Origin of the sequence: Gordonia sp. DT218, assembly GCF_049847105.1 — a bacterium.
Taxonomy (GTDB): domain Bacteria; phylum Actinomycetota; class Actinomycetes; order Mycobacteriales; family Mycobacteriaceae; genus Gordonia.
The window spans coordinates 570,263-594,380 of the sequence record NZ_JBNCNS010000004.1; the positions used below are offsets into that span (position 1 = coordinate 570,263).

General features: G+C 62.3%; 21 protein-coding genes. 2 read left to right on the forward strand and 19 right to left on the reverse strand.

The window, feature by feature from the left end; all coding sequences use genetic code 11:
- Positions 1-61 precede the first annotated feature (61 nt).
- The 10 genes from ACPXCG_RS17900 to ACPXCG_RS17945 form a co-directional block, all read right to left on the reverse strand.
- The gene (locus ACPXCG_RS17900) at positions 62-4,867 is read right to left on the reverse strand and encodes a DEAD/DEAH box helicase (RefSeq protein ID WP_425793371.1); all 4,806 of its coding nucleotides are present in this window, start codon (positions 4,865-4,867) and stop codon (positions 62-64) included.
- A gap of 123 nt (positions 4,868-4,990) precedes the next feature.
- Complete coding sequence (locus tag ACPXCG_RS17905; protein ID WP_425793372.1) at positions 4,991-6,100, reverse strand: DNA cytosine methyltransferase; 1,110 nt, start codon at positions 6,098-6,100, stop codon at positions 4,991-4,993.
- 286 nt (positions 6,101-6,386) lie between these two features.
- Positions 6,387-6,632, reverse strand: coding sequence for a YrhB domain-containing protein (locus ACPXCG_RS17910; RefSeq protein WP_425793373.1), 246 nt, complete (start codon positions 6,630-6,632; stop codon positions 6,387-6,389).
- Complete coding sequence (locus tag ACPXCG_RS17915) at positions 6,629-8,026, reverse strand: toxin glutamine deamidase domain-containing protein (protein WP_425793374.1); 1,398 nt, start codon at positions 8,024-8,026, stop codon at positions 6,629-6,631. Before ACPXCG_RS17915 ends, ACPXCG_RS17910 begins: the two co-directional genes overlap by 4 nt.
- Positions 8,023-8,298 (reverse strand): WXG100 family type VII secretion target, encoded by a 276-nt coding sequence (locus tag ACPXCG_RS17920; protein ID WP_425793375.1) that lies wholly within the window; start codon positions 8,296-8,298, stop codon positions 8,023-8,025. Before ACPXCG_RS17920 ends, ACPXCG_RS17915 begins: the two co-directional genes overlap by 4 nt.
- A 26-nt stretch (positions 8,299-8,324) precedes the next feature.
- Positions 8,325-8,642: a WXG100 family type VII secretion target gene (locus ACPXCG_RS17925; protein ID WP_425793376.1), complete on the reverse strand. Its 318-nt coding sequence runs from the start codon at positions 8,640-8,642 to the stop codon at positions 8,325-8,327.
- A 392-nt stretch (positions 8,643-9,034) separates the two neighbouring features.
- Positions 9,035-9,376, reverse strand: a complete 342-nt coding sequence (locus tag ACPXCG_RS17930; protein ID WP_425793378.1) for a hypothetical protein — start codon at positions 9,374-9,376, stop codon at positions 9,035-9,037.
- A 268-nt stretch (positions 9,377-9,644) separates the two neighbouring features.
- On the reverse strand, positions 9,645-10,307 hold the full coding sequence (locus ACPXCG_RS17935; protein ID WP_425793379.1) for an HD domain-containing protein: 663 nt from the start codon (positions 10,305-10,307) through the stop codon (positions 9,645-9,647).
- Between the two features lie 78 nt (positions 10,308-10,385).
- Positions 10,386-11,888 carry an ADP-ribosylglycohydrolase family protein gene (locus tag ACPXCG_RS17940; protein WP_425793381.1) on the reverse strand — a complete coding sequence of 501 codons (1,503 nt, stop codon included), beginning with the start codon at positions 11,886-11,888 and terminating at the stop codon, positions 10,386-10,388.
- 166 nt (positions 11,889-12,054) lie between these two features.
- Positions 12,055-13,326, reverse strand: coding sequence for a vWA domain-containing protein (locus tag ACPXCG_RS17945; RefSeq protein WP_425793382.1), 1,272 nt, complete (start codon positions 13,324-13,326; stop codon positions 12,055-12,057).
- A gap of 97 nt (positions 13,327-13,423) precedes the next feature.
- On the opposite strand from ACPXCG_RS17945, the gene ACPXCG_RS17950 reads away from it, so the two are divergent.
- Positions 13,424-14,134: an NUDIX hydrolase gene (locus ACPXCG_RS17950; protein WP_425793383.1), complete on the forward strand. Its 711-nt coding sequence runs from the start codon at positions 13,424-13,426 to the stop codon at positions 14,132-14,134.
- Positions 14,135-14,259: 125 nt separating this feature from the next.
- Here ACPXCG_RS17950 and ACPXCG_RS17955 read toward each other — a convergent pair whose 3' ends face one another.
- From ACPXCG_RS17955 to ACPXCG_RS17970, 4 genes are read right to left on the reverse strand one after another with little or no spacing between them, the layout of a single operon-like run.
- Complete coding sequence (locus ACPXCG_RS17955) at positions 14,260-15,072, reverse strand: hypothetical protein (RefSeq protein ID WP_425793385.1); 813 nt, start codon at positions 15,070-15,072, stop codon at positions 14,260-14,262.
- 56 nt (positions 15,073-15,128) lie between these two features.
- The gene (locus ACPXCG_RS17960) at positions 15,129-15,947 is read right to left on the reverse strand and encodes a hypothetical protein (RefSeq protein WP_425793386.1); all 819 of its coding nucleotides are present in this window, start codon (positions 15,945-15,947) and stop codon (positions 15,129-15,131) included.
- Positions 15,944-18,382 (reverse strand): hypothetical protein, encoded by a 2,439-nt coding sequence (locus ACPXCG_RS17965; protein ID WP_425793387.1) that lies wholly within the window; start codon positions 18,380-18,382, stop codon positions 15,944-15,946. Before ACPXCG_RS17965 ends, ACPXCG_RS17960 begins: the two co-directional genes overlap by 4 nt.
- A gap of 12 nt (positions 18,383-18,394) precedes the next feature.
- Positions 18,395-18,763, reverse strand: a complete 369-nt coding sequence (locus tag ACPXCG_RS17970) for a hypothetical protein (RefSeq protein ID WP_425793388.1) — start codon at positions 18,761-18,763, stop codon at positions 18,395-18,397.
- 1,058 nt (positions 18,764-19,821) lie between these two features.
- On the opposite strand from ACPXCG_RS17970, the gene ACPXCG_RS17975 reads away from it, so the two are divergent.
- Positions 19,822-20,667 (forward strand): hypothetical protein, encoded by an 846-nt coding sequence (locus tag ACPXCG_RS17975; protein ID WP_425793390.1) that lies wholly within the window; start codon positions 19,822-19,824, stop codon positions 20,665-20,667.
- Between the two features lie 101 nt (positions 20,668-20,768).
- Here the strand turns inward: ACPXCG_RS17975 and ACPXCG_RS17980 are convergent, their stop codons facing one another.
- From ACPXCG_RS17980 to ACPXCG_RS18000, 5 genes are read right to left on the reverse strand one after another with little or no spacing between them, the layout of a single operon-like run.
- Positions 20,769-21,386, reverse strand: coding sequence for an HD domain-containing protein (locus tag ACPXCG_RS17980; protein WP_425793391.1), 618 nt, complete (start codon positions 21,384-21,386; stop codon positions 20,769-20,771).
- Complete coding sequence (locus ACPXCG_RS17985; protein ID WP_425793392.1) at positions 21,379-21,669, reverse strand: hypothetical protein; 291 nt, start codon at positions 21,667-21,669, stop codon at positions 21,379-21,381. The genes ACPXCG_RS17980 and ACPXCG_RS17985 overlap by 8 nt, the downstream gene beginning before the upstream one ends.
- Before the next feature lie 11 nt (positions 21,670-21,680).
- Positions 21,681-22,217 (reverse strand): LpqN/LpqT family lipoprotein, encoded by a 537-nt coding sequence (locus ACPXCG_RS17990; RefSeq protein ID WP_425793393.1) that lies wholly within the window; start codon positions 22,215-22,217, stop codon positions 21,681-21,683.
- The gene (locus ACPXCG_RS17995; RefSeq protein WP_425793394.1) at positions 22,214-23,509 is read right to left on the reverse strand and encodes a phage head morphogenesis protein; all 1,296 of its coding nucleotides are present in this window, start codon (positions 23,507-23,509) and stop codon (positions 22,214-22,216) included. The genes ACPXCG_RS17990 and ACPXCG_RS17995 overlap by 4 nt, the downstream gene beginning before the upstream one ends.
- Positions 23,506-23,886, reverse strand: a complete 381-nt coding sequence (locus tag ACPXCG_RS18000) for a WXG100 family type VII secretion target (RefSeq protein WP_425793396.1) — start codon at positions 23,884-23,886, stop codon at positions 23,506-23,508. The genes ACPXCG_RS17995 and ACPXCG_RS18000 overlap by 4 nt, the downstream gene beginning before the upstream one ends.
- Positions 23,887-24,118: the final 232 nt, after the last annotated feature.

The following is a 24,118-nucleotide window of genomic DNA, read 5'->3' on the forward strand; positions in this document are numbered from 1 at the left end:
CAGCACCGGAGGGTTGCTCGGCCTGCCGCCGTATCACCCTCCGGTGCTGGTCACCTTGGTGCTAATCACCATTCCACAAGTAGTCGAACTCGTTGAAGGCGAGCTTATTGTCGAAGTTGGTGATGTTGTCCTTGATGTCGAGGATGAGGCACTCGTCCTTGCCGCCATTTTTGATGCCACGGAGGCCACGGCCGACCATCTGTTGGTAGATGTTTGCGCTGTATACGGGTCGGGCGATGATCACCGCTCTGGTCGCCGGGGCGTCAAAGCCTTGAGACAGGACGCCGTAATTCGTGATCACTCGGACGCGGCCGTTCCGGAACTCTTCGATGCGACGACGCCGGTCGGGGAGCGGTGTCGCCGAGTCGATGGCCACCGAGCGGACGCCGCGACCGCTGAGTTTGGCTGCGAGGACACGGGCGTGGTCGACGGACGTGGCGAACACGAGGATCGGCCAATCCGAGGGCATCTTTTCGATCTCGTTGAGGAGCGCCGTGTTGCGGGCCTCGTCAGCAGCGAGTCGCCGTTCCGCGCTCTTGGGGAGCACGCCATCGATCTTCATTTTCGCTGCGTCGGCCAGCTCGCTGCTATTGAGCTGTAGTCGCGCTCCCGCGAGCTCGCGGTGTTCGACCCGGGACAGCACGCCCAGGTCCTGCAATCGGGCGACTGGGTTGTCACCCAGAACACCCTCATCAAGCCGCTTGTTGCCGAAACGCCCCGCCAAGCGATTGGTCAACTGCTCTGTATTCCGGAACGGTGTGGCGGTCAGACCGACGAGGTTTCGATGTGTCTTGCTTCGTGTCAGTCCAAGTTGTTCGAAAATTCTCGTGTACTCCTTCGACGTGGCAGTGTGCGCTTCGTCGACAATCACCAGCGATGCATTGCGGAGCCATGCGTACTCATCGGTATCCAGGCACACCGCCAACTTCGCGTCGGTCGCCACGACGAGATGGGGGCGCATGGTGACGGGGGTTGACGAATTGCCGGTCCAGAGGCGGTCCAGCACCAGATTCTCGACGGGGCCGACCTGCTCCCAGACAAACCTCCACGACTGAATTGCCTGCTCGCACAGTTCCGTCGTCTGAGCGATCCACAGGATGGGCCCGTCGGGCATCCCTGATTCGCGTATCCAACGGATCACGGCCTCGGCGGCAACCCGTGTCTTGCCCGCGCCAGTCGGGAGACTCAACATTGCGCGACCTGGGAGTGGTTCAGAAAGGAAGTCGACGAATCGTCGCGCGACTTGATCCTGATACGGATGGAGAGCGGGGAAGTCGACAGGGCCGCGCGCTTCTTCACGTTGCGGTGGTGCGGGTATCCGGGCTCCCGCGAATGAGTCCGGGAAATCGAGATCGGCGACGAATCGCAGAGCGGAAGATGTGCCGTCGAAACGCGCCGGCGCATTTTCGTACGCTGCTCGGATATCGGCGGCGTACTCGCGTAGAACCCCCTCGTCGAAAGCGCTATAGGCCAGCTCGGCTATTCGCGCAGGACTCGGGTCCGCTCCGGACTCATACACCTCGCTTGCGATAAGGCCCTCGGGCAGTCCTGCCCGCAATTTGTCCGAATCCAGGAGGAGCGACAACTTGCCGGTGATCGAGGGTTCGCTACGAATCTTCATCAGCTTGTTTTGAAACTCTTTGGATTCGAGAAGCTTCCGATGATGGGCGAGAAGGCTCTCGCACTTTGCACGTCCGATTCCGAAGCCGAGTCGCTGGTCAACGGCCGCCATCTGGTCGACCGTAGAAAGGCCGGCACGAAGCAGGACCACGTCGCCATCCTTGGCGCTTTGCAGCGGTTTCCTCGTCGTGCCTGACGGGGTGCGGGTGAGCTCATCGAGCTCTGAGCACTCCTGCACCGAGTATCCTCGCAGCGCTTGCGGTCCGGGTCTGGTCTTGAACGCGGGCAGTGCGTCGGCGAGAGCCGCGGCGGGGCCCATCAGGACTGGTTTGACCTCCTTCTCGATGACGTCGGTGTAGCGGAGCATTCCCCACTCGGTCACCATGAACTCTGCTTCAGCAGCGTCTTTCGGGTCACCGACAAGGACTGCGGGCTGCCCTTGGCCTACGAGCTCCCGAAAATCAGATGTGTCGGTGGTGACAGCGACTTCGTGATCGGGCCGCAGTTCCCACTGCGAGCCCACTCGGCACCGCACCGTCGGTTCATCGTTGAGCAAATCCAGCGCGACCCTGATCAGGAGCGCGTATGTCCGGCCGATGTATTCGTCGTCCTCACTGGCCTTTACCTGGTCCAACAGTGATGACCACTGCGCCGGACGGATCTCCTCGACTTTCGATTTCAGCTGGAGACGCTGAGAAATCGCGGGTGGAATCTTGGCCACCGGCAAAACGCCGGCGTATTCGGCAAGATCTGGACCGACCGCTCTGGACACCTTGCATATGCCCTGGCTTGAGTCCACGTAGCCATGCGTGGTGTAGAGCCATCTGATGGGCGACGGGATCTGAGCCCGCGTGCTCGAGGTCCTGCCCACTTGTCGGGTCCAATTGGTGAGCAATCCTTCGGGTGGCGTGGCGGTGATGAATGCGGCCTTGCCCTCGTGTGAGAGCCTGGTGAAAATACCCAGAGGCCCAGCGATCGGCCCGCCTTCGATACGAAGCGTGCTCGGTTGCACACGTCGACTGGTGTCGGGGAGAGTGGCGCAATACCTCTCGTACATGGCTTGGCGGTACTCGGAGAACCACTGGTCGCTCTCGAACGTGTGACCGTCGAGTTCGGGCCGGTCCTTCATGCCGAGGGCGCGCAGGATCGATCGGTCGTCGGCGTGGAACGCCAGATCTGCCGTGACCTCGGCGTCACGCCTCCCATCGGCGGGCACGACCGGCCCGGGTAGAAGACACGTGGACATTGGTACGAATTCGCCTGTCACATTCATGACCTTGAGGACCGCGGCCGGACGCTCTATCCGCCCAGCGATTGCGCGGCTCTGGCTCGCACCGCCCGCGGCCCGGAGGAGTTCCCAGAATCGCCTCCAGTGCTCGGAGGTGTAGTTTCGAAAGCCTTGATCGAGGATGCTCCGAAATCGACCGTCGGCGTCGGCGTCTCGAATCCCGAGCCGGTCCAGTATCCAGCCCATTTCGGCGTCGTCGGCGATCGAATCGGCAACATAGACGAGATCATCTCGGAGGACGTCGTCTGAGGTTCGTCGGAAAACCTGTCCGGGGGCGGGAGTGACCATCGAGCCGTCGGCTGTGAGCACGATCCGCGCGCCCTTCGCTGCGGCGATCTCTTTGGGTTTGCCGGCAAGGTCGTGATCGATGAGACGATCGAGGACCTTCAGAGCGGCTTTTGAGGCGCCGGCCGATCCATCGGAAACGAGCGCTTCGAGCCATGCTGTGATGGTTTCGGGCTCCCGCGAGGTGCCGGCGTCGAGAACGTGGTTCATCTTGCCGCGCCGAACCCCGGTGGCATCGACTGAGTGGTGGACCCAGTTCGCCGGCCGTCCGGAATGCTGGGCCCAGAGTTTCAACGTAGCGTGGGCGATTCCCTCAGGTCTGATTCGTAGGTCCGAAGGCTTTCGCAACTGTCCGTGCTGGTCGGGTAGTGAGACATTCGTGGCAGCAAGGTCCCATACCCTTGCGGTCAGGTATTTGCAGGCCCAGTTGGGAGATTCACGGGTGCGGCCCGGAAGGAGCGCCAGGTAGGCGCCAGGATCGTCAGGGGTGACCAAAGCCGGGAGGGAGTCGATGACGAGCTGCGCGGCCACGTCGAGCAGCTCCCGGTTCAGGTCCGCACTGTCGAGAAGATTCTGGCGGTCTTCGTTGGTCTTCCACGCCGCATTCAATGCGCCGCTCAGGGTTGTCGGGTACTTGGTCGGAAAGTAGGACCAGAACATGCCCCGGTCATTGGGAACAGTCCAGAGCGGATCTTCGGTCGACTTGTCGACGCGATAGTCCGGTACCGCCCACGACACATCTAGGGTTGCTCGATCGTGTAGCTCGCCGGAAGTCGAACGGATGTCATCGGTGACGTCGTGCTCCACGGTGAACACGCGGTACCGCTCATCCGCGGATTTCGTTCCCGTCCGTGACTGGTGGATGACCGTGACGTCACCATCCTGACCAACACGGAGTTCGCGTCGTACGGCAGGAAGAACACGGCGGTCGTCGAGAATGATGGTCCCGACATGGGGTGAGAACAATTGAAACAGCGTGGGGAACTCATCGACAGCGCGCATCCCCGCAGCCGGAACCTCGTGCATACTGCGTGCGAGTTCGTCGACCGCTCCTGGAACCAAGGGTAGGCGGACGACTGTCGTGGCCCAACCAAGCAGTGCGTCGAGTGCTGCGTCGTTGGACCGCTCGTTCGCGGCGTCAAGGGGCCGGGCCAATCTCAAGACGGGTGTGTCGTCGAGGGGTAGCGCAGGCCGGCCTTGGGCGGCGAGGGCGTACTTCACAACGGTTCGGATCTCCTGCGCAGACCAGTCAGCGTCGAAGCCGAACGATCCTGTGGAGCTGAAGAATTGTGGAGTGCGTGTCACCGAGAGCACGGACTTCACGCCGACTCCGAAACGCCCGATCTGTCCGCCGCGCTTTCTGGACACGCCCATCCGCAGGATCGTTTCGGCGCCTTGCCGGGTGATCGGCGTTCCCTCGTTCGCACAGTAGAGGTGAGTTTCGGTCAGCACTACTTCGATGCGACCACCTTGGGATGGCTCGTCGCGGAGCTCGTCGGCAGCGTTCTGCACCAACTCGAAAAGCTGTCGGTCGCCATAACCTCCTTGGTGAATGCGGCGCTCTCCGTTGGCGTCCTCTTCTACCCGCGCCGGGTTCACTGCGTACGTCTTGAGGGCCAACTCCGAAAGCTCCCGGACAGTTTCGAGGACTTCCCCGTTGTCGTCGACAGGCATTTCTACTCGATTCTCATGTGTTCCTACGCGCAAACTGCGGCGCGCGCCCCTGGCGGAATCCTAGTGAGCCCTCTACTGCTACACGATGGTTCCGACAAAGTCGGGGTCGTGGTGCGCAATCGGTCAGCGGGCCAGGGCGCCGCGGGACTCCGACCATGACATCGCAACGACACGGTCGAGTGTTTCCGAGTCGACGGGAAGCCCGAGTGCGGCGGCGATCACGTGTACCCCGAGACGGGGAGGTATCGCGTTCCCGATCTGTTGCCCGATGTCGCGGCCTGACCACGGATAGTCGTGCGGGAATGTCTGGAGGAGGCCGGCTTCGCTGCTCGAGAAGCGACCCCGGTCCCGGCCGGCGAAGTCGACAACCCTATTTCGGGTGATCTTGCCGGTAACCGTCGCCGCAGGTTCGGTATGTGATCGACGGCCGCGTGCGCTCGGATTACCGCCCGAGCCGTAGTTCGAGACGACTTCGAACTCGTAATCGCGAGACACGGATGGCCCGAGACGCACGGCGTCTCGAATCCCGATGCATGGAGAACGCGCATCACCAATTGCGGTTTGCCGAGGGGATCCGCGACGGTGAAACCTCTCATGCGTTTCCGCGGGCAGCTTTGGTTGAAAATGCCGGTTTGCGATCAGCACTGCCCGGCGACGCGTTTGAGGTACACCGAACGCCTCAGCACGAAGTATTCCTGAACAAGTCTTGTACCCGACACCCATCGCGTGAAGCGCCTCCTCGACGGCCTCCCATACGGGGAGCACTGCTGGAACCTGCTCGAGGATCACTGCGTCGTAGGGACGACCGACAGTGTTGGCAGCAAGAAGCCATCTCAGGGGTTCGAGGACCAGGCCGGTGCGTTCGTCGGATAGCCGGCTCAGGGCCGCGCTGACGTCTTCGCCTGCGCTCATCTGCTTGACGAAGGCGAGAACTTCGTCGAGAGCCTTTCGTCCACTTCCGTTGCCCGCCACTGTGAACGTTTGACAGGGCGGGCCCGCAGCAAGAACCGTGGCCTTCTGAAAGTCGGATGGGTGGAACCCACGGACGTCGCCGGGGGTTGTGCGGATGCCTGCCGCTCTACGCGTGGTGCAGGCGCCATCGTCCCACTCGATCCCGTCCGTGGGGATATCAAGCCAATGAGCGGCGACGTCGAGGCCTCCGGGACCGGCGAACAGGTCGACAATCTGGACCTTGGCTCGCCAGCTGTCGGGGCTTGGCGGCGACGCGGGCATGACCGAGATAATAGCCGGGTGGGCCGACTGGGGAGCGGCGCCTCGCGCAGCCAACTGGCGCCTACTCCCCAGATTGTGCGATTGACGCGCTGTGGTCTATTGCTTCCCCAAGGGCCACCGGGCGTGGCCGCTACGGCGGAGGCCGTCGCTTGTGGTCGAACGCGTGTCGCGGGTGGCCAACTGTTTGCTCAGGCGGACATCTTGTTCAGGATCACGGCGTCGTCCAGCACTTCTTCCTGAGTGAACTGCGCTCGCGCGAATAAGAGGGTGTCGACGGCCACCTGAACTACGGGGCCGCCTCGAGCACAACTCCGCTGCCATCCTTGAATACCTTAATTGGGAGATTTCCAGCCAGCGCAGAGAGAATGTCATTCTTCTCGATGAGGTCACGGGAATTGTATGGGAAATACCAGGCGTCTTCGGCTTCGTGCACCGAAGATTCAATGAGTACCAAGGCGGTGCCGATGCTGTTCCCCATCTTGTCAACTTCGCGCTGTGCAATATCGAGTGCCTGCGAGTAATCAATGGTCATCTGTACCTCATTAAGTAGCTTTGAATGTATCCTTGGTTTCCGAAGGTTCCTACGGACCCGGACTGGCCATCAAGGAATCGAACGATCCCTCGTTGGTTGACAACGTTGAACACGTGTCCGACCTGATTGGGGCCTCGGTAACCGAACACCACACCGCGAGCACCGTCGCCAGCCTTGTCCATGATGCTCTCGATCTGTCCTTGACCTGACATCGGCTTGAACTTTGCACCGAAGTAGTCCTGTAGGTCTGTCACCGGCCTGGGCTCTCCGAGGGCCGCCGAGACCTTCTCGCCGTCAAGCATGCGGTCTGTCGTAACCACACAATTCACGCAGTTGGTTTGCCCACCTCCAGGATTAACGTTCCGTATTGAACCTGCAAGGTTGTCGGCTGTGGCAGCACCGGTCTCGCCGATGTCGTTCACAGCCTGCGTCCCAGCCCGCTTGGCCACCGCTTCCTCAAACGGCTTCATCTTCGAGGCGATCTCCACAGCCCGGGCAGCGAAGCCCCTTACCGAGGCCGCGACGGCGCGTGCAGCGTCGACAAGGGCCTCGATCACTCGGCGGATCTTGGCGGCGGCGGTAGCGATACGGGCAGCGACGGCAGCCTGTGCGGCCACCTCATCGAGACCGACCGTGAAGATAGCGAAGGCCGCACCGGCAGCCTCGATCGCTGCCGTCTCGATCACCAGCTCCTTCAGTGTGGAGATGATCTCGTGATGAGCATTGTCGAGATGGGTCGCGTACTCGGCGCACGACGATCCGATCCGCTGAAACACCCCGGCCAACTCGCCGGCTTGAGTGTTGACCGCAGTGCACGCGGCCGACGCCTGGGCAACCTCTGGACTGCGCTGCGCTGCGACCTTGGATGCAGCAGAGACGGCTCCCGAAGTATTGTTCGTCAGTTCTGCTGCAGCCGAGTTCCACGCCGACTGGGCTGCGTGCAATCGATCCTGATGGCCGTTCGGCCACGCATATCCGACCAAGCCGGCGACCAGCGACCATCCGGGCGGCCCGCCGCCGCTCCCTCCGGCGGCCGACGGAGGTTCAGGAGTGGAGATCCTCGTCGCGCTGGGCGCTGCTGGAAAACTCCCACGCCCGCCATCGATGGTCGACGACGTGTCGGCGTCAGCGTGATTCTGGGCGCTTGCGTGCAGCAACACGGCGACCTGGCCGGTTCCGTTGACGAGACCGGCTGCGGCTTTCATCGCGGACCGGGCCGATTCGTCGTAGGACTGTGACCATTCGACCCCAGCGTTGTCCGATCCACCCATGCCGCCTGAGCTTCCCAGAGCAGCGGCGAGGCCCCGGATCGAACCGCCCATGGTGTCCGCAACATCCGACATCTGCGTGGCCGCGTCGGCGTACCGTGCCGGGTCGACCGCGAGCACTGTCACGGCCACATGCCTTTATTGGCGGCAACAGCGGCAGAATAGTTGGCGTGGGCCGTTCGTCCCGTCCCGTCCAGGTCGGTCAGCGCGGACCGCATCTCGCGGGTTCCCTCCACCCAGCGATCGTGGGCTTGCTTGTGGGCATCAGCGGCCTTGCCGGTCCATGACACATGAAGATTCGCAACCGATTTTTCGACGTTGCGGCATAGTGACTCGGCATCCTTGCCGAAATCGCGCATCAGCGTGACGATCCTGTCAAGCTCCGCGAGATCGACCATGAAATGGTCCATTCCCCGACCCCCGGCTATCTCAAGTTCAGAAGTGTGTGATCTGACGACAGGGTTCTTGTGTTCGACACTTCCTGTGCGGCATACCCCTGCCCTGCCGACCCGAGCAGCGACGCCGTCGTATCCAGGCCGCCGACAACCTTTCGTGCTCCGTCGAGCCAGAGCTCCCAATCCCGCCGGAAAGCGTTCGCGGCCTTCCCCTCCCATCCGCTGTCGAGGAATGTCTCAACGCGCGCTTGCAGTGCCCTCACGCGGTCATCGAGGTGGTCCGCGGATGCACCCAATGACCGGCTCGTTTTGGCGAGTTCCTCCGGCGAGGCCTCAAGGTCTGGCATCGAATCCCCTTGCACTCCGTGTCCGTCCAGTCGGAATTGTAGATGGACTCGATTGCGGCTTCCTCGGCAGTGGTCGAGGCTTCGGAGTTCGCGGCCTCGACCCGAATCGCTTCCAAGACAGGCAAATACGACAAAAGAAGTGATGTGGGCGAACGGTGCTTATCCGGCAAACCAGGCCGAATCCCCTGTGCGAAACGGCTGCTTCCTGATCCACGCGCTCAAGGATGCCGGTCGGGTCTGGCCACCCTTGCGTGCGCAGCGGTGGTCCGAGTGTTGTCGGACAGTGCGGCGAGTGGTTCGGAGGTCCAGATCTGGCCGCTGCTGTTCATGGCGTTTCTGTTCGCCTGAACGGCATGGGGAAGGCACTCAGCGCAGCATCCGCGTGGAAATGATTACTTCGCCCCGTGTTGCTCGAGCCAGCGGTCAGCCTCTTTGACCGCGTCGAACTCTTCGGGTGTCAGATACTTCTGGGAGGAGACGATCAAGCCTCCGACACACTGCCCCAGAAACGCGAATGCCGCGATGAACAAGGCACCGCGCGCGACTGAGCTACCCGCCGATGCGGCGTACCCCCCGCCCCGGTCGCGACGCTCGATCCCGACGCGCTGACGGCGTGTCAACCGGGTGTTGTAGGACATCGGACGACCCTCGGCCCTCTGCTCAGGCGTGCGCCGCAGGGGGCGCAGTCCGAAGTAGAGGCTGGCGAAGACGACGCCCGTGCAGATCAGGAGCATCGTGACTGCATACGCAGTGTTGTTCTGTATCTCCGCGACGGTGAGATATATGAATCCACCGACTATGCCGAAAGAGATGCCACAACTGGCCAAAGCCCAGCAGACGACGTAGGCCCTCCTCATCCAGTACGCCGACCCCCGGTCGTACCACGTGTCCGAGACTCCTCAGAGGCTTGATCGGCGGCCTTGTTGCACTACCCCGCATCAGAAGAGGCCCTTCCAGATTTGCGTGCCGCTGTGCGATACGGCCTTCAGCATTCCGACAGTGTCATCGAAACGAGAACGATAGCTGCTCGAGGTCCCGGATTTCGGTGGTTACGTTGTCCCGAGCCCTTGCTTCCCACAGTTCCAGGCCGACGTCGGTGTGGAAGAGCGTGTCCTGCGTGAGCAGGCTTTGAAGGACGGCCGCCCGGCCAACACAGAAATGTTCGTCGGGAACGGCTGCGTACTCCTCTCGGACCTGCTGCCGGTACACCGTGTACTGCTCTCTCGATCCGGCGAGGATCGACAGATCTGCATCGCAGAGCGCCGCCGCGTTCGCGTCGTCAGGACGAACATGGTGCGTCGCTGTGACGATGACGAGGCGGGCCACTTCGTCGCCGAGGGATTGTCCGGTAAGCATTTCCGAAGCGAGCTCAGCAGATCGGGCTTCGTTGTCCGTCCCGGGAATCTCGTAGATGGCGTCGTGGAACCATGCGGCCAACCGGACCGGGACTGGATCGAAGTCGACGCCGCCCTGGCTGAGTAGCTCCAGTGAGTGCAGAACCTGCCTCAGATGATCAAGGGTGTGATATCTCCGCTGAGGCTCACTCCATCGTGCAAGAAGGTCTGCCCGCTGGTCGTCGGTGAGTGCGGGCTCGACAAGCGCCAGGTCATTCACCGAGTCGACCTTTCGAGATACGAGGTCCAGTGGGCCGACAGCGAGCTGCATGACGCGACGCTAGCACCGGCGCTCCCAGGCGGGATCACCCCGCTCGCGCCAAGAACGACATCTCCGCCGGCGAATCATTCAGTCGGAGGACGTTTCACTTCGTTCTCGACCTGTCGTGCCCGCTGTGTCCCAGACGACCCCACTTCCTCGCGCCGACGGCATCACTTCCAGCACATTCGCGCTCGCCTCCTCAACCGTATGTCCGAGCATCACTCCATATGCCACAGCCACACTCGGTGTCCGCTGATGCCCGGCGACGCAATGCAACAGCACGGTCTTACCCTCGGCACGTAACCCTCGCACTGCATCGGCGGTATCGGCGATGACGAACTCGAGGTTCGGATTCTCAGCGGGATGATCCGAGTCCATCAAGCGGGAGGCGATGACCTCGGTTGCGGCGGCGAAGCACGCCTGGTTGCGGCCGACGCGACACATCGACACCACAGCATCGGCCCGATGATCGACCGTCGCGTGGGTTCCGAGGAGTACACCGTCGTCGAAAGGGTGCGGAACAACATCGGCGAACGCGCGTTCGGTGTAACGGACATTGTCGGCGCGCGGCCACCCTTTGCTGTCGGGGTGACCGTCGCGGGCAGTCAGTGTCGCCAGCGCGACAAGATCATGTGCGTCGCTCGCCCGATCATCGAAGCGAGGCCAGCCGTGGACTGCCCTCCGCCACTGCCACGGGACTGCACTCGCACCCCACCGGGCTCCGAGCAGCCCACCGGCGATCGCGGCGACGGTATCGGTGTCGTTGCCGATGCCCACCGCAGCGTTGAGCGCGTCCTGGAGGTGGACGCACGGCATCGCGTCGGGGATCGGCGTCTGCACGATGGCCGCGGCGGCAGCCTGCAGTGCGCTCACGGTGAAGCCGTTGGGTGTGAACGACTTCGGGTCCCTGTCCTCGGCGTAATCGAGCCACGTCGACCACTGGTCGACTCGTTCGCCTGGCAACAGGTCGAGACCTCCACGGATGTCGACACGCCCCTCGAGAACGGCTACCCGGATGGCCTCACACCACAGCACGCACGAGTCACCGGCCAGTGGGTCGGCGTGGGTGAGCGCCGCGACCAGACGCGCCGCGTCGGCCAACTGATCGCGATTGTCGAGGTGTGACAACGCAACTGGTGCGGTCCGCATCAACGCGCCATTCCCGCCAGAGCGAGGGTGGGCGGCCGCGTACTTCTCCGATTCCTCGCGCATGATCTGCCCGGGGCCGTCTGCGCCGCCGTTGAGTCGACGTCGGGTTGCGCTGAGAACCGCGCGGGTCTGGTTCCCGACGTCCGGTGGGTTGCCGTCGTACCAACGCAAGAAGTTCTCCGCGATGGCGTCGAGTGCGTCGTCGGTGGTGAGGTCGGCGCCGGTGGCCGCGACGAGTGCGATCGCCATCGCCATCGAGGTGTCGTCGCTCCACTCGCCGGGCGCGAAGTTGCCGAGGCCGCCGCCGAGCATCTCCGGGCGATCTCCGTCGCGAAGGATGCGCGTTTCGAACTCGTAGGGGACGCCGAGCGCATCGCCGACGGCGGTGCCCAGGAGAACGCCTGCGGTGCGGTCGAGCTGGGCGGTAATGAGGTGGGTCAAGTGGTGGTCCTTTTCGGTTGTGGGAGGGGGAGTGGGTCTCGATACGCGGGCTCGCCCTAGGGGGCTCGCTCGCTACTCGACCAGCGGAAAGGGGCGTCTACTGCCGATCGAGTAGGCGAGGAGCGTAGCGACGAGATGTATCGAGATCAACAGAACTACAACAGGATCAGTCGACCCGCCGACCGCGCTTCCGATTCCCCAGGTGATACGAATCGCGCGTCGCCTTCGAAGCGTAGATCGCACCGGTGACCTCGGCCTGCGCGCCGAGCTCCTCGATCATCCGCAGCTCGCTGTCGATCACCGCGCGATCCTCGGGTGCGGCGCAGCCGGCCGCTTCCTGCAGCCGCTCACGCGATGCGCGGAGATGCGCCTGGCCTGCGTCGAGATCGCCGGCCTCGTAGGCCCGTGACGCCTCGAGCTTGGCGGCCTGGCCTTCCTGGTACAGCCTCTCCGACTGGACCTTCGGATCGGGCATGCGGTCACCGAGTTCGTCGCCCGGCACCACATTCACCGAGATCGGCAGCGACACCGTGTGTTCAGTGAGAGATGCGGTCTCGACGTACCGCAGTTCCAGCTCGGCGATCTGCGCGAGCCCGAGTGCGGCGAGTCCGTCGACCTTCATTCGCAGCAGCAGCTTGCGACTCTCGAGTGCGTACAGGTCACCCAGCTCGATCATCACCTCACCGTCGCCGATCTGATGGGCGGGCAAATCGTTGTACAGCGACAGTGACTGGACCTGCGGCACATAATGCACCGTGAGGGTCACGGCCTGCGCCGACTTCGCCAGCAGGCCTTCCACCTCGCCGGCGATCGCGGCTCCGGCAGTGTCGGGGTCGTCGGCGAACACATGATTCCCGTTGCCCGACCGCGCGATTGCCGACAGCAGCGTCTCGTCGTAGCCACGTCCGTAACCGAGGGTCGACGTGACGATGCCGTTGGCGGCGGCCTTGGCCGTGATGCTCGCGAACTCGTCGAGTTCCTGGATGCCACTATTGACGTGCCCGTCACTGATCACCAGGACCGTACCGCCGCGGACGCCGGCTGCCTTGGTGCTGCGCCGCAACTCCTGCAAGCCGCGGAGATAGCCCGACGAGAGGTCGGTGCATCCGCCGGCCACGATCGACTGAATTGCATCGACGGCGCACTGCTTGTCGGCGAGCGGGCCCGCCGGGACCACGACCTGCGCGTCATCGTCGAAGGTGACGACACCGAAGACGTCCGACGGATCGAGCTGCGCGACAACACCGGCCAGCGCCTTCTGAGCGCCTTCCAGCGGCGGACCCGACATCGATCCGCTGCGGTCGAGAACCACCTGCAATGCCGTGGGTGCGCGATCGGTGTCCGGACCGGCCGGTGCCTCCAGTTCGAGCAGCAGGGTGACCTCGTCGGCAGCCTCGTGGGCGACGACCTCGACGTCGAGAGCGGCGGAGAGTTTCATCAGAATTCCTTCCTCCCACCCGGCATTCGACCGAGGCGGTGACTTTTCGCGTTTTTGAGTTTACTACTTTGCGCAGACATTCGCATAGGGTTGAGATGTGAGCGCTCGCCCCAGCCCGCAGTTGAGCGACTACCCGCGTCCGAACGTCGCCGTCGACATCGCGGTGCTCACGGTGGTCGACGGGACGTTGTGTGTGGTGGTCCAGCGCGGTTCTGGCTCCGAGGGAGCCGCGTTACCGGGCCGGTTTGTTCGAGAACGCCGGACCGTCGACGAGACGGTGCGCGAAGTCCTCGAACTGAAACTGGGGCTTTCGCCCGACCACGTCCGACCGCATCTGCTGGCGGTGTTCAGTGATCCAGATCGAGATCCTCGCGGGTGGACGATCTCGATCGCGCATGCTGTGGCGTTGCCGGCCGACGATCTGTCAGACGTCGTCGGCGAGCTGGCACCGCTGACGCCGCAGGGGCGTTTGGCGTCAGGGGAGCGGTTGCTCTACGACCACGACAAGATCATCTCAGCGGCCACCGACAATTTGCGCGAGCGCTACGAGGACCAGCCGGATCCCGACAATCTCCTCCATCAGCCGTACACGCTCTCGGAGCTGCGGGAGCTACACGAGGCGATCCTCGGGCGGCGGCTGATGCGCGACTCGTTCAATCGTCGGGTCCAGCCCCTGTTGGCGGCGGAGATCGATCCGGAGGGCAAGCCGGCGACGCGTGTGGGTGGTGGGCGGCCGGCACGGCTGTACAGCAAGGACGCCCCGCCGACGGCGACGTTCGGGTGGAGGTTGCCGAGTGCGGAGGAGTGAGCGGCGTGCGGGCCGACGCCGGCTACGGCAGGAGCCCGGTGCCATCACGACAAGCAGCTGCAGCAGTACGGGTCGTCTCATCGGTCGCTAGGGTAGGGAACCGCTCGCAGCCGGGCGAGCCCCTTTCACGGTTGACCAACCTGTGTCCAACCAGGTGACTGCGGCAACACTCTTTGAAAATCGGGATCCGGGAAGCCGTTGGGGTACAGGCGGTGTGGTGGCGAACCTGGGTCGGTGAATCCTGGGTAGTTCTGGTGCGCCCATTGGTCGCAGGCTGTTCCGGCCCGCCACCGGTCAGCGAAGCCCGTTCTCACGAGCTCCCAACCTTGGAAGACATCCCAGTTGGGTGCGCGCGCTTCGCCGAGAGCAGGGTTGGCCGGCCACAGTGGTTTGCCTTCGACTGGACGCAACTCGACATACGTCGTGAAGGGCTCATCCATGTACGGGCGGTCGCCGGCGCCATATCGAAATCGGCCCCTCGGCATGACCTCTTCCTGCGGCTTGCCCACGAATCTCTGGCGATACAAGCCGGCCCTGTCGTCGCACACTGTCGCGCGGACGATGCCCGCGTTCTCGGTGATCGACTGCAGTCTGAGGCGGCGTGTTCCAGTCCAATCCGCGTCGGTCTTCGCATTACCATCGATGACCGCACCCTGCAGGTCGCCGACCAACCGCACGAAACCTGGAAAGGCATCCGCTTTGGTGTACGTCGAGGCGATGAACTCGCTCTCGAAGTAGGCGCGTGTCAGTGTCGGCAGTTTGCCGGAGAGATCGATGCCGGGAGCTGCCTGCCACGTCGTTGTCATCGGACCCATCGACTTCGGGAAGGTATACGACGTGACCGGGTTGGCCTCGGTCGAACTCCCTGTGCTGGTCTCGTGACGCACTGCGTTCGCGCAGCCGCACAGAGTCATCACGAGAATCACCTGCAGCAGCACTTGTGTTCTCAGTGGTCGTCTAGAGCAGACAGTCTCTCGGAGTCGACCGAGTTCCACTACGGCCGACCAACCTGTGTCCAACCAGGCGATTGCGGCAATGTGCTTTGGAAGTCAGGATCCGGAAAGCCGTTGGGGTACAGGCGGTGCGGTGGGGGACCTGGGTCGGCGACTCCCGGGTAGTTCTGGTGTGCCCATTGGTCGCAAGCTGTTCCTGGCTGGTTCGACTCGGCCCAGCCGGTATCAACGAGATCCCAGCCTTTGAATACGTCCCTGTTGGGGGCTCGCGCATCGCCGATGGCGGGGTCGGCGGGGCCTAGACGATCGCCGTCCACGGAGAACAACTCGACGAACCACGTGTAGGGTTCGTCCATATACGGGCGGTTGCCAGTGCCGTACCGAAACCGATTCTTCGGCATGACAACCTCCTGCGGCTTGCCTACGAACTTCTGCCGATACAGCCCGGCTCTATCGTCGCAGACTGTTGCGCGAACTATGCCATCGTGTTCGGTGATCGACTGTAGTCGGAGGCGTCGCGTGCCAGTCCAGCCTGCGTAGGTTTGTGCACCGCCGTCAATCAGTTGGTACCCGTTCTTGCCAAACAGCCGAACGAATCCAGGGAATGCGTCCGCCTTGGTATACGTCTCTGCGATGAACGCACTTTCAAAAAAAGCCCTGGTCAGAGTGGGTAGTGGATCGGTGATTTTGATTCCGCGCGACGCTTGCCACGTCGTTGTCATCGGGCCCATCTTTGCCGGGAACTCGTAGGTCCGGGCTGGATCAACTGAACGTGATGAACGGGAGCTCGGAGTGTCCGGTGCGCTCGCACAAGCGGAAATCGTAATCAGGAGCGTGACGAGTGCAATGATTCTTTTCATTTCTCGCCTTGCAGATTGAGTTCGTAGTAGTCATAGTCGATCGAGTTGCTATCGTCACCGGCGAACTTGTTGTACACAATGTCGAAGTTGGTGACATCAATTCCCTTGTCGGCAAGCTTGTTCTTCATGATCTCACTCAGGGCCACCGGACTGCTCGATCTCGATTCGGTGTTGTCGAAGTTGCTTTCCTCAAGCACCTTCGCCAATGGTTTGATCGTTCCGTCCGGTTCGAAGAGCAAGGAATCGTTGGGATCGCCGGACGGTTGAGGGTCGGTTGCCGCCCATGCCGCCCAATGTTGTTCGAGCAGGGTGTCATTCATCGGTGCCCGAGATGGTTGGCTGCCCGAGTCGGCTTCGACGCTCTCGGGTGGATTGATCCAGTCGATTGCCATACCGGTGCCGAGGGCCGCAGGGTCCCCGACAAAGGGCACCGCACTGATCAGGCTGGTCACTACATCCTTCGCGTTCGATTTCACCGACCCGAAGGTGTCGGCATCGACGTCGTTACCCGGATGGTCGTCGTGCCAGTCGTCGAGCATGTCAGCCATGACTCCGTCACGCGCGAGTGATTGCAGCCAGCCGTTTCTGGCCGCCAGGTCTGCGCTGAAGCCTTGGCCGCCGGCCAGCGCATCGGATACGTGGGCTGCGTTGTACGACTGCTGCAGACCGATGTCCCTGATCAACTGGGCGCGTGCGCCGTCGTCGGACGAGATCACCCCGAACAGCCTACGAACGCCATCTTGGAAATCTCGGTCGTTTCCGATGTCATTCTCGGGACCGCCAAAGTTCCGAAGGTGTTCTGCGGCAGCTTGATCGAACCCGTAGTTCAGAGGATTTCCTCCTGAGAGGATGTTGAAGTACGGGCGGGTTGCCTGCTCCATCGCTCGTGCCAACTCCGGATTGATGTCGCCAAGCGATCCGGAATGTCCGCCATTCGTGTCCATCAGGAATGTGAAGTTCGCCGGGTTGTCGGTGAAGTCGTACATCCCGCGGAATGCTTCTGCCGACAGTCCTGCACGGTGGGAGTTGCCCTGGTCGGCAGCGTAGTCATCGATCCAGTCGGTCAACGTTCCGACAGATTTGCCGTTGTCTCGCCAGTCGTGCGCGAAGAGCGATTTCAGTGTTTCATCACGGTTGTAGTCGGGCTCCAGTCCGGCTTCGGCGCCGCCGTGGCCGCTGAGTATGGCCGTTGAGGCCTCATGGCTCAGCGACCCCGCACCGAGGAGGTTCTCAAGAGTGTCTTCATAGCGACCGCTGAAAACCGAACTGTCAGGATGCCCAGTGTCGACGAGATCGTTGAGTCCGTTCTCCACACCCCACGGACCCAGTAGCGCGAGATTCGACATGTAGGGTGATCCACCAGATGGGTTATTTCTCTCTGCTTCAGCCAGATTCGCTGTCTTCTGGATCAACTCGCTACCCAAGCGGGTACCGGGCGGTGTCGTGGCACCGTTGACCAGTTGACCCAGTACAAACGACCGCGCAAAGGGATCCAGACTGGCGACGTCTTTGGGATTGGTCGGTACCCGTTCGGTCGCGATGTTTCTCATCCAGCTGGGCAGTTCGTTGAATCCGCCCGCCGTTCCACCGCCACCGACTCTCTCGTTCCCGAGAGTGTTGATCCCGTTGCCGAACGCTGTCCCGGCGGAGGCGTCGGTCTTGTCGAGGCCGTACCGGAGTTCAAGTGCCTGCTGCGGGTTGAGTCCGCCATACAGGTTGCGCAGATACGAGACGACGCCGGGCGGTACCGCGACGTTCTCTCCGTTCATCAGGGCGCGCAGCTGCTCTGGTGTCAACTGCGCCTCCTTCAAATGCTCTCCGATGGTGCGTAGTTCGTCCGGCGAGAATCCATCGCTTGCGAGGCCCGCATCTCGTGCACCCATTGTTCCGTTCAGCGCCAGTGACGACGGAGTGATGGTGCTGAGGTTGCCGAGCTCTGAGCCCAGTGAATCGGCAGCGGACCGGACAGCATCGAAGGCTGCGTTGGCTTGAGCGACGAGTCGTGTTCGCCACGACTCCATCGCGGCGGCGTCACCCTCTTTCTCCTCCTGCCCCTCTTTGCGCTTCAGGTTCCACTGTGGATCACTGGCGGAGACAAGGTCGTATCCGGCGTCGAAAGCTGCATTCTGTATCGAGATCAAGAAGGTCTTGTGGTTCGCGATGTTCTCGCAACCCTTCTCGATCGAGGTAGCGACGTCCTCGAGGTTGTCCGCGAGATTGGTCATCCACTTCTTCTCGGCTTCGGCGCGGTCGTCTGCGCTGTTTCGGCTCTCGCCGGCCCAGTCGGACGTGCGATCTAGGTCGGCGACTACGGCATTACGGACAAGTCCGGCCTTTGCTTCCAGTGACGCGGCCATCTGACGCGCTGCTGCGGCCGCCGGCAGCATCGTGTGGGGTTGCCACATGTCGACGTCAATCCGTCCGGGAGTACTCATCGGTCCGACCTGTCAGCGCGGGTGAGCTGGACGGTTGACGTTGCCAGGGTCGGACGGAGCGACCGTCGGGAGATCGCCGGCACCGGTGAAACGTGAGGCGTTGAAGCCGTCGGTCCGCTCAGTGGCTCCGGCCGCAACCCGAACCAGCGCGGAGAACGCCTCGATCTGTCCGCCGCAGTTGGAGACGAACTCGGTGATGGTGGCGTCCGCACCGTCGGCGACGGACTTCATCGGCGACGAGCAGTTGGGTGTATCCGGTATCGCTGTGCCCAGCGTCGACATCTTGGTGGTCAACGTGAGGCTGCGGATCTCGGCTGCGAGCCCATCGACCTTGCTCGCGGCGCCCTCCACGGCACTGATATCCATACTGAACTTCGTCATTCGTCCCCCGGTGGCCACAGCGACAGAATTGGTGCACTACCTGAGCCAAAGTGGAGAATACCAAGGGTCCCCGATGGCCCGGACTATTGGACGCATCCGGGCGGAGATCGGTTCCATTGGCAGGTTCGGTGGTGGGCGTCCGTCGAGCTTCTTGCAGCAGCTTCTTGGGGGCGTCGCTGAATGCTTGCGACCCGCTGGCCTGTACACCGGAGATCGCGCCTGGGGGATCGGGACTCCGTCGTCAAGTTCACCGGGTAGTAGAAGACCTCGTCCTCGTTGTCGACGCGTTCGACGTGGAGGCGGTTTCCTTCGGCAACGCCGTGGTCGATCTCACCGGAGTCGACCAATTGGCTCTTCATGGATCGAGCAGGGATCAAGCCTCGCTGGCGGTGACTGTGACGACGGTTGTGTTGGCTGACGCGCATTTCTCGGACGGTGGTTCTGTATTTCGGTCTTGCTGGGTCTCAAGCTCCGCGGCAAGGTCGTCGCGTTCTCGGGCGGCGGGCTATAGCGTGACTCGTTCAATCGTCGATTCCAGCCGCTGTTGGCGGCGGAGATCGATCCAGAGGGCAAGTCTGCCACGCGTGTGGGTGGTCGGCGGCAGCGCACGCTACAGCAAGGACGCATGGGTAACCCGCTCGGCCGGGAACCCGAGGAGATAACCGCCAACAGTTCAGTTCTTATCGCACCCAGCGCTCACCACAGCCGGCGGTATCATCGCGGGTACCGAAGCCGGAAAGCGGCAACGCACTACAGAAGTCTCTGCCGACGCACCCCAAGAACACTGGCGAAGATCTTCACTACGGAGCAAAATCTGGTGGTCTTGCGCTTGCGTCGGGCGTCGCAATGTATGACGTGGTGACCGCGGACAGCGGGGCCGACAAGTGCCGAGCAGCCATCGCCGGACTAGGGGGTGTTGCCGGCGGTTGGGGTGGCGGAGCCCTGGGCGCCGCAGTCCCGATTCCCGGGGTCAATGTGGTGACGGCCGGAGTTCTCGGCGCCGGAGGAGCGTGGGCATTCGGTTGGGTAGGTTCTGAATTGGGTAAGGCGGTCTGCAATTGAGCGGGGAACACGTCGACGGGCTCGCCGGCTGGGACAGTGTCCGAAACAAGACGAAAGTGCTTGTGGTGGTCGTCGTGGCACTCACGGTGTTGGGGCTCTTCTGGGCTTACCATGGCATCCGCGCCATCGGAGATGCCCGACTTGTCTACGTGTTGTTCTATCTCCCAGCTGCTGTGGGCTGTCTCGTCGTAGCAGCGCTCACGACCGTCATCATGCGGCAGCGGCTGAGGAGCTCCGTTGCACCGCGGACGGCTGTCACTGTTGCGTCCGGCGCGATTTCGTTCCAGATGCCCAGGACGCTGGAATGGGGATACTGGGTCGTCTTTGTCCTGACAGTCATCGCAAGCGTGACCCTCGCCGTTGGAATGTGGACGGACGCGTTGACATTCCCGATGAGCTCAGGCTTCGACATGGTTCTGCCGTTTGTCGCTCTGGCGTTGGGACTGTACGGAGCAGTGGCCCTGATCTGGTTAGCGATGGGGTTTGCACGGTTCCCCACAATCGACTGCACGCCTGATGATCTAGTGGTGCAAGGGTTCAAGGCGCGCCAGCAGATACGTTGGTCAGAGATCGTCGACGTCGAGCCGGTGGCATCAAACAACAATCTGGGACTGGCGATCACCATCGCTGACGGTGCCCACGCACAGGTCCACATCAACTTCATCGGGCCCCTCGCCCCGGCCCGCCGTGATCTGCAACGGTCGATCACGGTTGCCGCTGACCTTTTCGCTGTCGGCGCCGATCAGCTTCTGGGCTTCCTGCAGTACTACGTGAAACATCCCGACGCTCGTGACGAGCTGGGTGATGGTCGTGCAGTTCACCGGTTGAACGTCGCGGGTTAGCGACGCCTGGAGTGGCACGGACGGGACTTCGTCCGCCAAGACGAACTCGGACCGATGGGATGCAGCATCCCGCACAGACACTCTTAACAATATGGGACAGCTCAGCGCTCGAACGTTTCGCCGCGTTCTGGCTCCAGCTCTACAATCTCATCGGTCACGTTCCGACGCGCACGCTCTTCCCATCTCTTGTGCCCGTAGCCAGTGTGAAAGATGCTCTGCTGGTTCAGGAGCCCGCGCAACACATCGGCCCGCCCGGGGCGGAAGTACTCGTCGGGAACGCTTGCGTACTCCTCTCGAACCTGCTGTGTATATCGTGCGTAGTCCGCTGGCGCTGCACCGAGTATGGATAGATCCGCATCGCAGAGGGCCGCGGCGTTGCGGTCACCGGGCGTGACGTGGTGAGTGGCTGTGATGCGAACGAGTCGGGTGACCTCGCCCGCAGAACCGTGGCCCGCGAGCATTGTCGAAGCCAGCTCCGCTGAGCGAATCTCATTGTCGTGGCCCGGAATGTCGTAGACGGCGTCGTGGAACCAAGCGGCCAACCGAACGGGAACGACATCGAATTCGACCGAGGAATCCTGAAGTTCCCTCAGCGACTCCAGCACTCGTCTCAGATGCTCCACGGTGTGGTAGCGGCGTTGCGGTTCACTCCATCTCGAAATGAGATAGTGCCGTTGGGCTTGGTCGAGTTCGGGCTCGAGCAGTTCATCGTCATTCATGGAACTGGCCCTTGGGTAGTCGCGGTCGAGCTGTGTCGGGCCACCCAGATTCAGTGGTGATTACCGTCCAGGTATCCGGAGCCGTCGTGAAGTCCATCCAGCGGCCATGCCCCAGATACAGTGAGTAAAGGTGCTCGTCGGGAAAGTTGCCCATTCGAAGGTAGAGCGGTGTCGTCGAGGTTTCACCGCGAAACCAGCCGACGTCGTCTGGGTCTGGAATGAAAGTCGTCGGAGTGGCCAGCGCGGCCTCGAGATCGGGAACGGTAGTTGCGCGAGTAACCATTGAGGGCCTCCTCAGTCGTCGAGATACGCGGACTTCACTGTCCGAAGCAGCGAAGACCAGCGCTCCGCGGTCTCAGACGCTGTCGTTCCAGTGCATTGCAGTAGATAGACGACGTTTCCTCGTTGATAGAGAACATGTTTGGTCACCGCGAATAACCAGCCTGCTGAGTCATCTCGGTAAGAGCCGGCTTGGATGGTGCCACCTGCGTTCCGGTCGGTGATCGGAAATCGTTCGGCTTGCTGCTCTGTCCAGTCCGATAGTCGGCGTGCGTCGTTGAATGCTTCGTCGAGTGCGTCATTGACATCGACACCGTGATCCACAATGAACCGGGTGAGTACAAGGAAGATGTTGTCGCGGAACGACGCCAACGGGGACTCAGCAGCGACAAGTGTTCTCAAGTAGCCGAGCTGCCGACCACTCGGATCTTCCTGCCATTCCAATGCCGATGCGTCTATGCGGATGTTGCCGGCAATGGTGCCCGGGTCGACAACTCGTGCCGCCGCTACCGACATCAGCCGCACGCGTTCATATAGACCGATCTCGCTCAATCGAATAGCCCTCCCACCTGTTTCCCAAGATGGCCGCCGATGAGGCCGCCGGCAAGACCGCCGATTACGGCACCTGCGGCGATGCCGACCGGCCCGCCATACACTCCCACCATCGCACCGTACTCGGCTCCCGCCCAGGCACCTCCCACAGCACCAGTCCCTGAGCCTGCCGCTTCAGGAATCGTTTCAGTGCCATCCTTGACCTGGTTGTATCCGTCATACACCTCGTATGCAACGGCGGCAGGGATCGCCGCCTTTCCAATGACGCGGAGAGCGCCGCGGCCGATCTCTGGGGCAGCGTCGGCGGGTCCGGCGCGAGCTCCCGTCCTCGACTCCACCTCCCTTGGATCCGGAAGCTTGGGGTTCGCTGGGTCTACGCCGTGCGCGGCGTTTACGCTCCCGCGGCTTTCCGACGAAGACCGAATAATGTCCTCGAGCGCTTGCTCTCTGTTCATCCCATATTTGTTGGATTTATGCTCGATCAGCTCATCCATTGACTTGTTCGGCTCGTTTGCAAACAGCTTCGCCGCCAGATCGCGGTCCGCCATCAAATTTCGTGCTTTCGTCCGGATCTCATTTCTCAGATCCTGGGCGATCACTGCGCGCTGCTCCACTGGTAGATCAGATTTGGCCAGCGTCTCGTTGAGTGCTTTGAGGCGCTTCTCAGCCTCCGCGTAATAGTTCCGCGTCTCGCCTGCGGTCAGTGATCCCTCGGGATACTCCGGCATGCCGAGCGAAGCGATGCCATATTTTCCGTGATAAGAGCCGTCGAAGGCCGTCGCTGGGAGGTTCTCTGGGCGAATTTCACCATCTGCAGCGCGAATCGCGGCGGCCAGTGCATCATCGGCTTCTTCTGCGTTGATGAGGAGTTGGTTCACTTGCACCTGGAGTGCGGCGCGATCGGCTTCACGCTCGGCAGCGGCTTCGACCGCGAGAACGGTCTGAAGGATGGACCTGACAGTTCCGTCGTTGTCGATGCTGAACATCTTGACTGCTGCCTCCGCGCGAAGACGCTGGAGGTTGTCTTTGATGGCTTGGATTTTGGCGGCCGCCGCGCTGGCGGCGCGCGCGATCGTCGCGACCTTTTCGCCGTGCTGCGTGAGATCAACTCTGGTACGACCAACAGAACGTTTTGCTGCCGCCGCCGCGTCGCCATCCCAAGTCGAGAAGGCCGAGAGATTCTGCAGGTGAGTTGCCTGGGAGTCGCAATGTTCCCGCTGCGCTTCGCACACATTGAAGACTGTTTCGATATCGCCGACGTTCCAACGGTCGATATCGTCAAGGCCGATCACAGCGTGAGGTGCCCCGACGATCCTGCCGGGATGACCTGCGAGATCGCTTCGCCAGAGGACTCATCCTGGCTCTCGAACTTGTGGGCAGAGAGCGCGAACTTCGTCGAATGGTCACCCAGGCGAGTCGTGACCGCCTCAGCTGAGGCACGGAGCGCATCAAGCCGTTCGGTCAGCGCTGCGGCCGAGGCCCCTACCCAGCCCGCAGACGCTTCGCCGACCCGTCTGTGCCCGCTGTCAAAGATCTCGGCAGTGTCGTCATGCCACCCGCCGAGCTGATGTGCGCCGTAGCGCAGGTCGGCGGGGTCGACGTTGACGTGTTCCCCCATCAGATCCCCCTGTAACCGAACCGCAGCCGCGTGCCATTGCTGCGCGATCATGACGGTAGCATTGGACGTTCTCCGTTATCGCCCGGCAACTTTGCAGCGAGTGTATAAACCGGACATTGCGCGCGGCGAATCATTCGGTTGAAGGACCAACCCGCTCGAGATGCGGCCTCAGAGACAGTGCGAGAGGTCTTGGGCAAAGTGTCGCGCGTCCGACGCTACGAGCAGTCGCCACGAATCCGAACAATCACGACATCACCCCGAGTGAGCGGCAAGCGTCCGCTGT